This is a genomic window from Paenibacillus sp. UMB4589-SE434 (genome assembly GCF_030226685.1).
In the GTDB taxonomy this organism is placed as follows: domain Bacteria; phylum Bacillota; class Bacilli; order Paenibacillales; family Paenibacillaceae; genus Paenibacillus_B.
Window position 1 is genome coordinate 440,371 of the sequence record NZ_JASOYK010000001.1, and the last position, 15,409, is coordinate 455,779.

Annotated in this window: 14 protein-coding genes; 10 read left to right on the top strand and 4 right to left on the bottom strand. The window is 42.3% G+C overall.

The features are described from left to right. Positions 1-82 precede the first annotated feature (82 nt). Both QP775_RS02150 and QP775_RS02155 read right to left on the bottom strand, forming a co-directional pair. Entirely contained in the window at positions 83-256 is a 174-nt protein-coding gene (locus QP775_RS02150) for a hypothetical protein (RefSeq protein WP_285103223.1), read from the bottom strand. Between the two features lie 48 nt (positions 257-304). Further along, a complete protein-coding gene (locus QP775_RS02155; RefSeq protein ID WP_285103225.1) occupies positions 305-811 on the bottom strand; it encodes a hypothetical protein in 507 nt (168 codons plus the stop codon). 1,984 nt (positions 812-2,795) lie between these two features. Between QP775_RS02155 and QP775_RS02160 the strand changes: the two genes are divergently transcribed. Further along, positions 2,796-3,254, top strand: coding sequence for a hypothetical protein (locus QP775_RS02160; protein ID WP_285103227.1), 459 nt, complete (start codon positions 2,796-2,798; stop codon positions 3,252-3,254). A gap of 366 nt (positions 3,255-3,620) precedes the next feature. Next, complete coding sequence (locus QP775_RS02165) at positions 3,621-4,610, top strand: aldo/keto reductase family protein (protein ID WP_285103229.1); 990 nt, start codon at positions 3,621-3,623, stop codon at positions 4,608-4,610. Between the two features lie 8 nt (positions 4,611-4,618). On the opposite strand, the gene QP775_RS02170 is transcribed toward QP775_RS02165, so the two are convergent. Continuing rightward, positions 4,619-5,518, bottom strand: coding sequence for a LysR substrate-binding domain-containing protein (locus tag QP775_RS02170; protein WP_285103231.1), 900 nt, complete (start codon positions 5,516-5,518; stop codon positions 4,619-4,621). 356 nt (positions 5,519-5,874) lie between these two features. On the opposite strand from QP775_RS02170, the gene QP775_RS02175 reads away from it, so the two are divergent. The 6 genes from QP775_RS02175 (at position 5,875) to QP775_RS02200 (ending at position 11,918) form a co-directional block, all read left to right on the top strand. Further along, positions 5,875-6,915 (top strand): helix-turn-helix domain-containing protein, encoded by a 1,041-nt coding sequence (locus QP775_RS02175; RefSeq protein ID WP_285103233.1) that lies wholly within the window; start codon positions 5,875-5,877, stop codon positions 6,913-6,915. A 125-nt stretch (positions 6,916-7,040) separates the two neighbouring features. Then, a complete protein-coding gene (locus tag QP775_RS02180; protein WP_285103235.1) occupies positions 7,041-7,985 on the top strand; it encodes an ABC transporter permease in 945 nt (314 codons plus the stop codon). Beyond that, the gene (locus QP775_RS02185) at positions 7,982-8,758 is read left to right on the top strand and encodes an ABC transporter permease (protein WP_285103236.1); all 777 of its coding nucleotides are present in this window, start codon (positions 7,982-7,984) and stop codon (positions 8,756-8,758) included. Before QP775_RS02180 ends, QP775_RS02185 begins: the two co-directional genes overlap by 4 nt. A gap of 22 nt (positions 8,759-8,780) precedes the next feature. Further along, the gene (locus QP775_RS02190) at positions 8,781-9,575 is read left to right on the top strand and encodes an ATP-binding cassette domain-containing protein (RefSeq protein WP_285103238.1); all 795 of its coding nucleotides are present in this window, start codon (positions 8,781-8,783) and stop codon (positions 9,573-9,575) included. Continuing rightward, entirely contained in the window at positions 9,548-10,276 is a 729-nt protein-coding gene (locus tag QP775_RS02195; protein ID WP_285103240.1) for an ATP-binding cassette domain-containing protein, read from the top strand. The genes QP775_RS02190 and QP775_RS02195 overlap by 28 nt, the downstream gene beginning before the upstream one ends. 49 nt (positions 10,277-10,325) lie before the next feature. Further along, the gene (locus QP775_RS02200) at positions 10,326-11,918 is read left to right on the top strand and encodes an ABC transporter substrate-binding protein (RefSeq protein WP_285103242.1); all 1,593 of its coding nucleotides are present in this window, start codon (positions 10,326-10,328) and stop codon (positions 11,916-11,918) included. A gap of 198 nt (positions 11,919-12,116) precedes the next feature. On the opposite strand, the gene QP775_RS02205 is transcribed toward QP775_RS02200, so the two are convergent. After that, a complete protein-coding gene (locus QP775_RS02205; protein ID WP_285103244.1) occupies positions 12,117-13,313 on the bottom strand; it encodes an MFS transporter in 1,197 nt (398 codons plus the stop codon). 124 nt (positions 13,314-13,437) lie between these two features. Between QP775_RS02205 and QP775_RS02210 the strand changes: the two genes are divergently transcribed. Both QP775_RS02210 and QP775_RS02215 read left to right on the top strand, forming a co-directional pair. Beyond that, positions 13,438-14,028 (top strand): TetR/AcrR family transcriptional regulator, encoded by a 591-nt coding sequence (locus tag QP775_RS02210; protein ID WP_285103246.1) that lies wholly within the window; start codon positions 13,438-13,440, stop codon positions 14,026-14,028. A gap of 156 nt (positions 14,029-14,184) precedes the next feature. Then, a complete protein-coding gene (locus QP775_RS02215; RefSeq protein ID WP_285103248.1) occupies positions 14,185-14,862 on the top strand; it encodes a DUF7002 family protein in 678 nt (225 codons plus the stop codon). Positions 14,863-15,409 lie beyond the last annotated feature (547 nt).

The window sequence follows — 15,409 nt, forward strand, 5'->3', positions numbered from 1 at the left end:
TCATATCAAAGGAAAATTTATTCGAGTCATTCATCTTGATATAAAAAGACTAAGGAAGAGAAAATCCTTCCTTAGTCTTTTGTCAAGCAAGTAAATTAAACACAACAACGGCAAGTAAAATAAAAACGATGACAAAAGTGATTTTATATCCAACTTGTAAATGTGTGTTGTTTTTCTTCTTTTTCCAATAAAAAATTGGATATGCAATAGAAATCAAAATAATAAGTACTGCTAGTACAGTTGACAGTGTATTCATGATGTTCCTCCTTGCTTTTTCCATCCTTATAAAGGTTTGATATCAAACTCATAGTGGTTCGATATCAAATATCGCCAACCACGTTACTGCTGCGTAAACTCCATTTCCTTTGTTATTGGCATTAAACCGTGTAGCCACTAAGTAAAAGTATCCAGATGTAGCACCCGTAAATCCCGATACTGGAGGTAACCATGCAGTGGCACCTGTAATAATAGCCCCTCCAGCAGCTACAGTATTATAGTAGTCGATGGCTTGCAATGTTTGTTGGTAATTAAAGTTGCGATCATATCCCCACCAATAATAAGTCCATTGACCATAAACTGCAGATGTAGAAAGAGCATTATTATCTATAGACAAATCTGAGTTGATGACAATATCATCCTTTTGCACCAATGTATTGAGTGCATCAAAATGCTTTTGTAGCTTTGCTAAGTTGTATTTTTCATAGATCTCAGAAGGAACATTTTTGAACTGGATCTTACCTTCATTTGTAACATTTACGTACGGCTCTACAATAGAAATGATACTTTCAGAAGAAATTGTTTTTTTCTTCACTTTGAGCAAAAACACTAGGTGAAATAACTGCGAAAAGCATGAACAATGACAGCAAGGATAACAACGATTTTTCAAACCAAATCTAGCTCTCATTACTTTTATTTTAATTACAATATGAATATTAACATAGTTATATTGGTAAATTAAGAGATAAAAGTAAAATGATTCAATATACCTAATAATATGTAATATTCGACATAAAATTAATTTTGTTAGAAGGAGTATTTATTGAACCTCGTACAGTTAAATTGAAATTTATAAGTAAAATGGGGGAATAAGCTGTGTTTTAGAAATTTTGAACTGCAAGATATATGGGAATATATTACTTTTGTTAATTGGTTTGGGATGTTCAGCATCATAGATAATCATCGTATAATGTTCATTCTTTCGAGCGTCTCTTATGGCTACCATTGGGATTCAGTACAGTGAGAAATCCATCTGGAGACACCGCTATTTTAGTTGAACTAAAGTTACTTGAAAGGAATTTCAATCTTTCTGCATCAAATAATAATTAATACTTATTTGGACGATGATCGCAATGAAAACGATACAGGAGCAATCAAGTGATGTTGAGAAGCGTTTAAAGCATGATAAAATAGCAGACCAATGTTAGAACAATACCAAACCGTAAAACTGCACTTGCGCAAATCCAATGAGGAGATTACCTAGTCCTTGGCAGTCGGGCAATCACAGTCAGCACCTATCTGTGACTTTACCGGAGGCAAGGATCTGGTTAAGAAATTTTCCCTCGACCGCTAGAGCCCTAAGTAAAGAGCAGCAAGAGAATTTGAAAAAGGTCGTCATGGATGTGGTTCCGCATGACGTGGAATTCGCAGCCAAATACATTTAGACGCTGCAAATCATCGGGGGGGCGTATCCATCAAAAGTTTGTCAAAGCTACGCCATTCGTGATGTCCAAACCCATACCATCGAATGAACATGAGTTATATCAAGCCTACCTACACGTTTGCATCAGCTGACGAAAAAAAGCAATGCTTGTTTGGAGAAGCGACTTTTCCGGAGGTGGAAAAATAAAGGAATTGTGAAATTAATTATTTATGGTTTGAGGGTGGAAGCATGATTCAAGATTACCAAGCCCTTCAAAAGGCGTGGTTTGCCTTGGGGAAAGAGCGATTCATTCAGACAACTGGCAATCATGCGGTGGTAAACTGCTGGCTACACTGGATTATGCCATCGGATCTATTTTTGCTCTCCTTGAATCAAATCATCTGAACTTACTGCCTTAAGAACTATTCCATCATTAGAAACTTTGCTTTTAGCTTTACTAGTAACTTGATATCCACTCTGACTTAGAATCGATGGTAAGGAGTAGGGGGAAAACCATCACATGCAAGGAGAAAGTAAATTGGGGGGGAATTAGGTATTCAGATAATGTTTTCCTCATAATGAACATTAAAAGTCTTGCTTTGGTTTGTCTTAGATCAGACACAGTATCGAAAATATCTAATTTTCATGAATATTTGATCTAGTTATACTAATTAAATTATATAAGGGTTATCAAGTTAGTCATATTAAATGACAACGAGGTAAACCTATTTATATTAACCTGTCCTCTTACCTTTATTAATTGCACCTATTTCGTTAGAGCGTCTTCATATTTGTATCGAATGTCCTAAGTACTGAAACAATGAGAGTTAACATAAGGGGAGAATTTGATGAGGGGAATTATATTAGGTGGTGCAAACATGATGTAGCTAACTTAGAAGAGGAGGAAGTTATTATGTGGTGGAGTACTTTTTATTTCGACAGAACAACTCACATTTCAACATAATGTATATCCAATATAATCCTAAATAATTACTATATAATCCAAAAATACTATATACTCGGATCAAGGCGCATGTTAAGGTTAAATCAAGGTTGGCTAGCCGATAACTGATATTCTTTCACATCTTGATATTTCATAAATCAAATCACACTAATAGAATCCGAATAGATTCTATAGTAATGGGAGGTTTCGAATTTGAAAAGATATAAGAAATTATCAGCGTTAGTCGTGCTTGCTGCTTGTTTAATGGCCTTTGGATCGGGTTCTGCGTTTGCTAAGCACGGTTGGGGAGATACAATGAGATCTGCTGAAGTCTTGTCAGGAAGTTTTTATCAATCATGGGTTCCGTTGGAGAGTTTGAGTGATGAAGATTGGTATGTTTATGATAATTCTTATGGATCGTTTGATCAAAATTACTATGTGTTGTTGACTCCCCCATTTGGCTTGAATCTACAACTTCAATACGTTAGAACAGATTATGATAATAATATTATATCGATCAACTATATAAACCAAAACGGATCTGGTTTACAAGAGTTTCACAGTGGTTCTGTTAAAACTGGAGAAAAAGCCTTTTACAGAGTAATGCCAGTAGGTGCAAATGATTTTGATCCAAACTCCAAATATAAGTTTGACTTTAAAAAAACAATTTAAATACTTTTTTCAAAGAGACCCTATCAGCAAACAATTGGTAGGGTCTTGGTTGTATTATTCTGCTATGTAAGACTCAAAAGCTAATATATTCAGCGAATATTGGACTAAATGGAACGGTATCGAGTAAGATTCTAACGAAAAAAAGTATTTAACAAAACTCTACACCATTCTTATCAATCGGGAGGTAGCGGAAGAGATTAAACCGCCAGTGGTGCATGTAGAGCTGTAAGCTGTTTCCTCTGAACATCTTACCAAGATATATAATATAAGTAATATGATTTTCATATTAAAAGAACGACAAAAGTATATTTCACCTCTTAAAAAAGGGTTGCTACAATGGAATCGTCAGCTAAAGGAGGAATTAGAATGAAATACCGGAGGCTCGGTTCCAGCGGATTATCCGTAAGTGAGATTGCTTTTGGAAACTGGATTACACATGGTGCTCAGTTAGATAATACTACAGCTCATGCTTGTGTTCGAGCAGCGCTTGAAGCGGGGATTACAACATTTGATACGGCGGATGTGTACTCAGACACGATGGCAGAGATCGTATTAGGGCAAGCTCTGAAAGAAGTGCGCCGAGAAAGCATCGAGTTATGCACCAAGGTCTTCCATCCTACAGGATCAGGGCCTAACGATAGAGGCCTGTCCCGCAAGCATATAATGGAGGCTTGTCATGCTTCACTGAATAGATTGCAGACGGATTACATTGATGTCTATTACGCCCATCGTTATGATGCAACCGTCTCGCTTGAAGAAACCTTCTTGGCCTTTGCGGATCTGGTTCGTCAAGGAAAGATTCTATATGTAGGCATTAGTGAATGGACAGCACCGCAAATTCGCCAAGCTGCCGCATTGGCAAGGGAGTTGAGAGTTCCACTCGCGGCCAGTCAGCCTCAATACTCGATGTTGTGGCGTGTGATAGAGGGCGAAGTTGTTCCTGCCTGTGAGCAGGAGGGAATCGGACAGGTGGTCTGGTCACCACTTGCGCAAGGTATTTTGTCCGGAAAATACAAGCCCGATCACGCGGTTCCGCAAGGCTCGCGGGCTTCGACTGCAGCAGGCGCTCCATTTTTCGATAAATTAGCAGGGCAGTGGCTGCGTCCCGAAGTCTTAGTCGCTGTAGCGAAGCTCGCTACACTTGCAAATGAAGCGGGCTTGACGCTGCCGCAGCTTGCTATTGCATGGGTGCTGCAGAAGCCGCAGGTGTCAGCTGCCATTATTGGAGCATCCAAGCCAGAGCAAGTAGAAGAAAACGTCAAGGCAGCAGGAATTCGGTTAGACCTTGAATTGATGAGGCAAATAGACATCATATTGGATGGCCTAGTGGAACGTGATCCTGGCAAAACAGGGTGAATAAATTACTAGTCACTAGGTATGGCAGTCTGATCTAAGTCAGCTATCGTCTCTAGAAACAGGGATAAGGCGGCGTTTTTAATGTCTGTTCTCCAAGCGGCACAGAGGGGAACGACTGGAGTGCTTTCCACAAAAGGCCGAAACACAACACCACTGCGGCGAAACACGGAAACGGAAGAGGGCACGATCGAAACGCCAAGATTGGCTGCAACCAAGTTCACAATCGTGTACATCTGGATCGCTTCCTGAATCACATGTGGATAAACGTTGTGTTGAGCGCAAAAACCGATGATGAGATCATGGAATGGAGTGCCCAGTTGTCGCGGAAACAAGATGAACGGGTACGCTGCCAAGGCGCTTATGGACAAAATCGGTGACTTGGCTGACGGATGTTGTTCGGGAAGCACCGCAACTAACGTTTCGTTAGCTACAGTTCGACAGTCAATATGTTTTGCTGGTTCAATAAATCGGACAAATCCAACATGAATGCTTCCCTCTTGCAAGGCCTGCCATTGCTGCGTCGAGGTCATTTCACGCAGGGAAAGTTGGACTTGTGGATAGCGCTCTCGAAATACTTTTAGCATGTCAACCATTATTCCGCCCGCTGCTGAATCCACGAATGCAAGGTTCAGATGCCCAGTAATGCCCTGACTGGCGAGCTGCGTGGCGTGGATAGATCTTTCCAATTGGGTTAAGATCAGTCTTGCTTCCTCCAAGAATACGACTCCGGCGTGTGTAAGCTGGACGTGCCTCCTGGAACGCTCAAACAACTGTACGCCGAGCTCATTTTCCAAGGCTTGAATTTGCTGAGTAAGAGGTGGCTGGGTCATATTTAATCTCTCCGCAGCACGGTTAAAATGAAGTTCTTCTGCAACTGCAATAAAGTACTTTAATTTACGTATGTCCATGATATTTCCCTTCGCTCCACTGATTGATTCTCCTATTAAGTATAAGGATTCCTGATCTCCAATGAAAGAGAACTAATACAACTGCATGTTTTACGAACAAGCTTCTGTGGCTTAGATGCCGCAGGGGCTTGTTTATGCTGCATAGGCCACGAGGTAGAGGTGGCCTGCGTGTATAAATAGTCAGTTTTGATCTTCAGTGGAGCTTGTGGCGTGGCATCATTTCATACGTGCGAGAATGTAAAGGACAGATCCCGATGTTTTATATTTCCATATGGCAATATTTTAGTTATAATAACAGTGATAATGATTATCATTGTTATTATAGATATATATTAGCGATGGAAAGGGATGTGAACATGAGACATCATTTTTTTGTTGATAGTCCTGAGCGATTTGAAGAGACGATAAGACGGATGGCCATACAGCGTTACCGAGAAGATTATGGTCATATCCGTACTGTACATTATGAAATGTTGGAAAGATGGGGCACAGGAAGAGTTGAAGTCTATCGTGTACTGAATTGTGCAACGCTTATGTTATATGATGTTACCTTTCACGATGACGTCATCTTTGAATATGAGATGAAACGAGATTATTTTGGACTTTCCTATTGTATAGATGGGGAACTGGAGTTGCAGGAGCAGGGAGAAAATTTGGTTCATTTCAAGAGCAGCAGCCTATCGTTATCCAAATCCTGCGACATGCGAGGCTGTACACGACATTATGGAGGCCAACGGTATCAAAGTGTATCGCTAACTGCGGATTCAGAGCAGATGTCTTTGCTATTTGGAAGCAGTGGTAGTGTCTTATGGGAGCAAGCCATCCACAGACTCGATAATGCCACCCGCCAACGCTACTTTATAGGGGTGCAAGCAAGTGCCGATATAATCGAGATCTTTAATCGTATCTACAATTGCGGTTTCCCGGAGAAATCAAAGATTCTTTATTATGAAGGCAAAGTCATGGAACTGCTATCTCTCCTGCTAGCCGTCGAACTGCCTAGACAGGAAGATATGGCAACATTTTTGCTGGATGATTATGAGATCCGTCAGATCCGGCTTGGTCATGACAAGTTGATGGAGACACTTGGAAATCCACCGACGTTGACAGAATTGTCCAAGGAGCTGGCCATCAGTCGGAACAAGCTGACCAAAGGCTACAAGTTGATATTTGGTCAAACCATCTATGTCCATTACCGCAAAACATGTATGCAAAATGCTACCGCTATGCTGGCCAACTTAAATAAATCTATCCAGGATATCGCGCTGGATGTGGGCTACTCCAATGCCAGTAACTTCTGCAACGCCTTTAAGCGCGAGTTCGGCTTGACCCCCTTGCAGTATCGTAAATCCAAATTAAAACGATTTCATCATCAAACAAGTACGCATGCAACATAAATGGTGCGTGCTGCACAACAATTAAATATCATCCTCCGTTATAGTGATGGTGTATCCGGTTTTCGAATGACAGCATATTGGGGGATGTTTTGTCTGAATGTGTCGAGAGGCAAGGAGGGTCCAGCATGATGCTTAGCCATCGAATGGTCAAGGGAGCGATAGACATTGTTTTTACTCTGCTCGTCGTAAGTATACTATCCTTCCTGCTAATGCGTGTATCACCTATTGATCCCGCAGAAGCATTTGCCATTAGAAATACGCTCCAACCATCATCAGACATGATTGCAGAGCTAAGAAAAGAGTTGGGATTAGATGGTCCATTAGGTGTTCAATACGCGACTTGGCTGAATCATGCACTTCATTTTGACTTTGGCAAGTCGCTAATGAATAACAAGCCGGTACTGGACCAATTTATTGCTACGATACCGTTCACATTCCGCATCGTGGCCTTATCCGCTGTTCTCCAAGCAGTGGGAGCGATCATACTTGGATGTGCTGGTTACATGCTGCGCTATCGATGGTCTGGCATTGTGGTTAGAGTAATCACGATTGCATGCATCTCGATACCAGGCTTCTATCTGGCTACGGTTTACCTGGATATTGTTGCAGTTAAGCTGCATTGGATATCGGTTGTGGGCGACGAGAGCTGGCTGAAGGTATGGCATCCGGCGTTCTGCCTAGCTGTTCCGATGGCTGCTTTCTATGGGCGATTGCTTACTGGCCTGCTGGTCAAGGAGATGGAAGAAGATTATGTGATGTATGCGCGCTGTCAAGGGCTGAATGAGAACTATATCTTGTTCCGCCACGGTATGCCGCACGTGCTCCTTGCTCTGCTGCCTAACTTTATGCAGAGCATTGGATTTACGGTGGCAGGGGCAACTATTATTGAACAAATCTTTTCTGTACCTGGAATCGGCAATGTCATTATCACAAGTGTAATTAACCGTGATGCCCCGATGATTCACTTTTCGATTCTGCTGCTTGCAGCAGTCTTTATGCTGACGAGCCGGATGTCAGACGCAGCTCGGCTGTGGCTCAATCGAGATGCGATAAGGGGGAACAGGGAATGAGCGGCTGGCAAAAGCTACGAATCAGTACAGCTGTGCTCGTATTGATAGTATGCGCATTTGCATATATGTTGGCACCACATGATCCCTACTTGGTTGATATCGGCAAGCGGCTGCTGCCTCCTAGTGCAGAGTATCCGTTTGGTACCGATTCGATGGGCCGCTGCGTGTTGTCAAGGGTATTGTATGGAGGCAAGACGACTCTTGGCATTGTGCTGCTGACATGGTTGACAACTATAATCGTAGGGATGCCGATAGGTATCGCATTCGGATTTTGGCGCGGGAGACTGCGTTGGCTGGGGGACAGTTTATTAAATGTATTTGCTTCGTTCCCACCGATTGTGTACCTGATCGTTTGGATTGGGGCTTGGGGAAGCGGTTTGTACACGGTAGTCGTTTCATTATCCATCGCATCACTTGTTAGTCTCATCAAGCTTGTGAAGGCGAAAACGGAGCTGGAGCGAGAGAAAGCGTACGTATATTGTGCAGCAGCAGCTGGAGCAACACGTTTGCGTATTATGTTCTGGCATTTGCCGCCTAACTTGGTTAGGGACGCTGCCGTGCTGCTTAGTTTGATCAGCTCGGATATGATTTTGATGATTAGTGGCTTTTCTTTTATTGGGTTGGGACTTGAACAGAATGGCATTGACTGGGGCGCTATGATGCTAAATGGCCGGGAAGTTGCGATGCTGCGTCCAGATTTAATGTTGTATCCGCTAGTTTTTATTTTTATGTGCGCATTTGCCTTTAATGTATTGGGAGAAGAGCTGAAGTAGGAGTGGATGGGCGATATTAAGCTTGAATCGAATCGGTGTGTCTGCTGCTGACGGAAAAAGATTGTTACACGAAATTACTTGTCGCGTGCAGCGCGGGACAGCCATAGGTGTGACGGGAGAAAGCGGATCCGGGAAGACCACATTATTAAAGGCGACAATGGGCGTATTAGGTAAAGAATGTACGCTGGATAGTGGAAATATGATATTAGATGGATGCGACCTGGCTGCACTTGCTGCAGTTGACAGAAGAAAGGTGGCCGGAAAGTCGATAGGCTTTATTCCGCAGCTGCCAATGACGGCATTTGACGCACGACTTCGTATAGGCAGCCAAATTCAAGCTGTATTCCGCAAACGGCTTGGCTTGAATCGATTAGACGCGGCACAGCTTGCACAGTCGAAGTTAAGACAGGTCCAACTTTCCGAAGTTGAACGTGTGATGCGGAGCCGACCAGGAGAACTGTCTGGCGGTATGCTGCAGCGAGTTGCGCTTGCGATCCTGTTCGGCCTGAATCCGCCCTACATGTTGGCCGATGAGCCAACGGCCGCATTAGATCCTGACAATCGGGAGGCTGTGATTCAGCTGTTGCTGGCCTTCAAACAGACGTCAGGACTCCTAATTGTGTCGCACGATGTCGAGGTGCTGGAACGCATTTGCGATCAAGTACACGTCTTGTACAATGGCGAGTTTGTGGAACAAGGAACGATGAAACAATTGCTTGATCAGCCACGGCATATCTGGACTTCACAGTTTGCACGCAGTGTTGCGCAGCAGGAGAAAGGATACTGGTTATGGGAGAAATCCAAGTATCAAAGTTAAGCATGAGTTATGCTCAGCATCAACGTTTATCGTTAAAGGTGTTAAATGAAATTACCTTTCACTGGCGGGAAGGCGAGAATATTGCAATTATGGGCAGCAGCGGCAGTGGGAAGAGCACACTAGCCCGTCTGCTGCTAGGATTGGAGCGTCCTGTATCGGGAGAGATTGTACTAGATGGAATTAATCTAGTTGGGTTGAGTCCCAAGGCATGGCGTTCCTACCGTAAAGTTATACAAGGTGTATTTCAGGATGCTTCTGGCACGCTAAATCCTCGGTTGTCCGCGTATCGGAATATGGAAGAAGCGTTATTGAATTTGACCGATAAGACTCCGCGGGAGCGCAGAAGAGAGATTGAAGCATTGATGGAACGGTTTAATCTGGAGAAGGCCATTCTCCAAGTACCGGTGCGATCACTCAGTGGCGGGCAACAGCGCAGAGTGTCACTGTTAAGAACATTGTCGGTTAAACCACGTTATTTAATACTCGATGAAGTGCTGAGCGGCTTGGATACCGTTTCAAGTGATGCCGTTTTGGCTACTTTAGACGATTATCGGAAGTATTATGGCTGTTCTTATCTATTGATTACGCATGATCCTTACAGTGCTTATCGACTAGCAGACAGATGTTTACTAATAGAAAAAGGCTGTTTGACAGCCGAAGGTGTCAAAATGGAGCAAATGCAATCTGCCGTGCACGCCTAGTAAGCACAACAGAACACATATCAATCAAGCTAAATAAAAGGAGATTAAGATGAAAACCAACTTTTTTCGTATTCGGATAGTTGCTGCTTTTCTCTGTTTAATAATTGTGTTGAGCGCGTGTTCTACTAACGGATCTAAACAGGATAAAGATACGCTAGTCATTGGATATATCGGAGAACTGAGCAACTTTTATCCTACTATGACAGACATGCATAATAAACCGTTGATCCAGCTTGTATATGATATGCTTGTCCGTTACGAGAATGGGGAGATCAAGCCAGGACTCGCAACCGAATGGAAATTTAATGAGTCCGGAACAGAGCTTACATTTAAGGTAAGGCAAGGGGTAAAGTTTCATGATGGAGAAGCATTAAATGCAGCAGCAGTCATTGCTAATCTGGACTATTACCAGCATGAAGGCAATGCCTCGTTCCTTAAAGCAGTGTCTACAATCGACAAGTTGGAAGCTGTTGATGAATACACCGTCAAAATAACGTACAAAGCACCTTATTATCCTGTACTGCATGATTTTGCTACACAGTATTTGGCCATTGTGTCTCCGAAATCCATTATTAAAGATAACTATCAGTCCATGAATGGCACGATTGGAACGGGACCTTATATTCATGATTCTTTCAAGAAAGGCGAATACACCTCGTTTAAGAAAAACAAGGACTATTGGGGAGATAAACCTGCATATGAGCAGATCGTGGTGAAGTATGTGCCAGATTCAGCTACACGGCTGAAGGCACTGCAGACGGGTGAGGTTGACGTTATTTTCAGCTCCACGATGATTACGAACGATGAATTTAAACAAGCGACTTCGATGGCTGGCGTCAAAGGCAAGACATCTACGGGAAGCCACACTAGAGCATTGGCGATAAATGCTTCCAGCGAAAATTTAACTGATCTACGGGTTCGTGAAGCAATTGCATACGCGGTTAATAAGCAGGAGCTTGCAGAAGGATTAACCTACGGCAATGAGGCACCAGCCGATCAGATGTTTGATGGAAATATTCCTTATATTAAGCAGGGGTTACGAACTAAAAGAGCCTTTGATCTCCAGCAGGCTGCTGCACTATTGGATCAAGCGGGGTGGAAGCTGAACGAAGGAACAGGTTATCGAGAGTTAAATGGCAAGCCGAAGAAGCTGCGGTTCACGTATGAGACAGGAGATACGTTTAACAAGCAATTGGCTACAGCTTTGCAAGGGCAACTGAAGAAAGTCGGACTTCAGGTTGATGTGGAAGGCACAGATGTGATGACCTGGTGGACGGACTGTGTGGAAGGCAGATATGATATTACAATCTGGAATGCAAAGGGATCGCCAGAGGACCCTCATCATTTTGTTGGTCCTATGTTAGATCAGACTGCACATACAGCGTCAATGTCTAAACTGCCAGAGGTGGCTGATATGAAGAAGCGTATAACCGAAGTATTACATACACGTGATGAAGCAAAGATTACTTCAGGTTATGATTTTATTTTAAACTACTTAAATGACAACGTAATCGTTGTCCCCCTTACTAATGCTAAAGAGTTGATATTATATCGTACAGATAAAGTTGTGGATTACACGTTCGGAGGACTTGAAAATGGATTTAATCCGGTAGGCGTACAAAAACCGGCTGCTAACCAATAAGCAGAATAAGAGTATCAGATCAACCAGGTAAGGATGGTTATGATTAGCGAAATTATCTAACAGGCACATAATTGTAGGTAGACCGCCGTTTCCACCAGTAGGTGAATGAGGCGGTCTATTTTATTCTGTTTTAATGGTTTATAAACATAACGGAAACTAATTGTAGGCCTGTAATATGTGTTAGCCTGCTGCATGAAGTTAATGTTCAGCGTCCAGAACCACGTTTCCAATTTTTGATGAAGATTTAGTGATTAGCCGTGCCCCCCAGAAGATGGCTGCCCCAAAAGCGAATCCACACGTTAGAAAAAGCGGCATAATGCTGCTGCCAGCATACAACAGGACACCGATCATTGGACCTGCAGCCATTCCCAAATACCGTATGAAATTGTACACGCCAATTGCGGTAGCACGCTCTTCTGGAAACAGCTCCGTAAGCAGGGTAGTAGGTATTGAACCTGTTAATCCCATAAAAAAGCCGAACAGACAAACATCTAAAATGAGAAAAGAAAGCGAGAGCTGTGCAGTAAACGCAAATAAAATAACGGATAAGGCGTGCAAGGCAAATCCATAGACCAGACTTTTTCGAGCTCCGATTCGGTGTAACATCCACCCACCGAGCTTGATGCTAATAATGGTGGAACAAGACATCATAAGCAGGATGACACCAGTCTTGGCAGGTTGAAACAAGTAAGTATTGTTTAATATTTGCGGCACAAAAGTCAAATAAATAAAATACACCATGAACTGAAAAAATCCAAATAGGAGTATGACCAAACTCACTGGGTTTTTAAAGATTAAAGAAAAGTGCTGGGTATTGCTTTGTTTTGAATGAGTGAATGCAGGTTTCGTTTCTGGTAATAAAATAAAGTTAGCGATTAATAGCATGAGACTGATTGCCGCCAACAATAGAAAAGTTGCGCCATATCCATACTGTTCCCCGATTACACCTCCTACTAGTGGGCCGATTGCGGGAGCGAGCATTAGCAATAATTGATAAGTAGCCATGCCTTGCGACAGTTGTTTTCCACGAAATAAATCACCGATAATTGCAGCCGCTACGACGGGAACTGCAGCTGCACCTACCCCCTGCAGCACACGGAAGAAGAGTAAATAACCAATAGTTGGAGCGTAAGCACAACCGATAGAAGCGATAATATACAGCACAAGAGAGGGAATAAGAACTGCTTTCCGCCCCTTTGTATCAGCTAGAGGCCCGAAGACAATCTGCATAACGGCTAAAGCTAACGTAAACAAAGAGACGGATAGACTAACCAAATAGCTTGTAGTATGCAGTTCTGCTTGTACTTGCAGGAGTAATGGATTGTACAAATTTTGTCCCAATGAAGCGATAAAAGCACTAAATCCAATTAAATACAAAATGACACGTAATTTCATCGTAATCCTCCTTTATATATGACTGACTAACAGTCAGCATGATGTATCTTACATGATTGACTTTGAGTCAGTCAACTATTAATATGAAAATGGGATGATGACAACAACTGAAAGAAGGATCTAAATGGCAAGAATAACGAAAAATCCTGAAGAACGAAAAGCAGAAATTATGGATGTCGCTTTAGAGTTATTTGCGAGTAAGGGCTTTGAACATACAGCAGTAAGCGATATCGTCAAAAAAATTGGAGTAGCGCAGGGCACGTTTTATTACTATTTCAAAACCAAAGAAGAGATCATGCTAGCGCTTATTAATCGCTCTTTGGTCGAGCATGAGGCGTCCGTTAAAGCTATTGATCAGAATGTAAACATGTCGCCCTTTGAAAAGGTTAACGCCATATTGTTTCCTCAACCAATCCACCAGAAAGTGGGGGATTTCCTTCATCATGAAAATAATGCTTGGATCCATCAGAAATTTCTAGTTAAAAAAATTAATGAAATGACACCCTATCTGTCTCGTATACTGGCGGAAGGAACTAAAGTGGGAGCTTTTAAAGTGAAGCATCCACAAGAAACAGCCCAATTCTTATTAACTGCGGTGAACTTTATGTTGGATCAGGGTATCTTTGCTTGGGACGATACGAACCTAGTTGAGAAGAAGAGAGCAGTGAAAGAAATTGTTGAGAACATAGTTCTAAAGGATACCGTGAACGAATAAAAACCATCACGGCAGCCAGAATGCAGACAAAGAAATTGCACACTACATGAAATTACCAGCACGAGTATTTTTTATTGTGCTGCACTTATGGTTTGAAATATTGGCTTTTATCCCATCCTGTCTAATGGTAATACCGATCAGAAGGGGGGAGAGAGAATGTCAAGTGATACTATTGCCGAGATCACCAAATCTAACAATAGGAAGTTCCTTTATCATTTTACAAGAGCGAGAAATCTACCGGCTATTGTTCATTTTGATGCACTATTTTCCAGCAATCACATTTACCCGCAAAATGCCGGTAAACGTCGCTTGGCACTGAAGGAAATCAACTATATGGGATACCTGATGGTTATGAATTCACATCTACGGATTCCTGACAGTATGATTGATCCTGCCTACACACAAGAACAATTTAGAGCATGCTTAGATCGCCATGTATTTTTTTGGCCAACATGGAAAGATTGTCAGAAGATGATAGATACCTATAAGAAAAGGGAACCGGATGGACAGTTTGTTATTCTGGTATGTGATGCATATTCGTTATTATTAGCGCATGCGGGCAGAGTGAAGCTTTCTAAATATGACTCAGGAAGTGCACCACGATTTCCTAAACATTGTACGTATAGAAAGAGTCCACATTTGTTTTTGCCTTTAGAGGATTTTAAGAAAAGACTGCATAAACAGGTGCCTGTAACTGCCTCAGAAATCAAAGAAGTACTAGTCGAAAGTCAGGTATTTAATTTGTCTGCCTATATACGTGCTGTGTACACCGGGGATCTTACATTTATACCTGAATGCTGGGGACATCTGACAAAGCCTTTACCAGTAACCTAAATTTTGTATGCGTTGAACAATCCCGACCTATGTTTATGAACAGGTATCGTGACTTCCTGTCCCTACCTATATATTGGGCTCAATGTGTGTTTTTGTCGCACCTATTTGATTTATGGAGGAAAGGGGGAGCAATGATGAGAGGCAGCGTATCTCTTCCGCTGCAAAATAAGTCATTTCGCACTTTGTTTTCGGCACAGGCTATTTCAGATTTGGGTAGTTAGTTTGATTTTACTGCCTTGTTTGTCCTGTTTGCGTACCATTGGGAGCTTGGGCCGCTTTATTTGGCTTTATTGCCCCGGCAATCGGGGCTATCTTGCTGGACCATTTTAAGTGGGGGCGTATTTTTTCTTTCTGGATGCGCTATGATTTTGCTCGGGGTATTTACCGCTTACTTCACCAGAAAATCTATGACAGTTAAATAGGTAATGGCCGATTTTGACGAATGATATGTATGAAGACGTATTATATGATGAGCTTGAACAGCATTTAAAGAGTTCTTACAGCAGAATCAAATGATTTATCTGTACTATGGAGCTGACTGTGTGTA

Bases quoted from the DNA above. Each gene is read 5' to 3' on its own strand.
- QP775_RS02205 (WP_285103244.1), bottom strand. From the start codon at position 13,313: ATGAAATTACGTGTCATTTTGTATTTAATTGGATTTAGTGCTTTTATC.
- QP775_RS02150 (WP_285103223.1), bottom strand. From the start codon at position 256: ATGAATACACTGTCAACTGTACTAGCAGTACTTATTATTTTGATTTCT.
- QP775_RS02215 (WP_285103248.1), top strand. From the start codon at position 14,185: ATGTCAAGTGATACTATTGCCGAGATCACCAAATCTAACAATAGGAAG.
- QP775_RS02165 (WP_285103229.1), top strand. From the start codon at position 3,621: ATGAAATACCGGAGGCTCGGTTCCAGCGGATTATCCGTAAGTGAGATT.
- QP775_RS02175 (WP_285103233.1), top strand. From the start codon at position 5,875: ATGAGACATCATTTTTTTGTTGATAGTCCTGAGCGATTTGAAGAGACG.
- QP775_RS02195 (WP_285103240.1), top strand. From the start codon at position 9,548: ATGGGAGAAATCCAAGTATCAAAGTTAAGCATGAGTTATGCTCAGCAT.
- QP775_RS02170 (WP_285103231.1), bottom strand. From the start codon at position 5,518: ATGGACATACGTAAATTAAAGTACTTTATTGCAGTTGCAGAAGAACTT.
- QP775_RS02200 (WP_285103242.1), top strand. From the start codon at position 10,326: ATGAAAACCAACTTTTTTCGTATTCGGATAGTTGCTGCTTTTCTCTGT.
- QP775_RS02185 (WP_285103236.1), top strand. From the start codon at position 7,982: ATGAGCGGCTGGCAAAAGCTACGAATCAGTACAGCTGTGCTCGTATTG.
- QP775_RS02210 (WP_285103246.1), top strand. From the start codon at position 13,438: ATGGCAAGAATAACGAAAAATCCTGAAGAACGAAAAGCAGAAATTATG.
- QP775_RS02180 (WP_285103235.1), top strand. From the start codon at position 7,041: ATGATGCTTAGCCATCGAATGGTCAAGGGAGCGATAGACATTGTTTTT.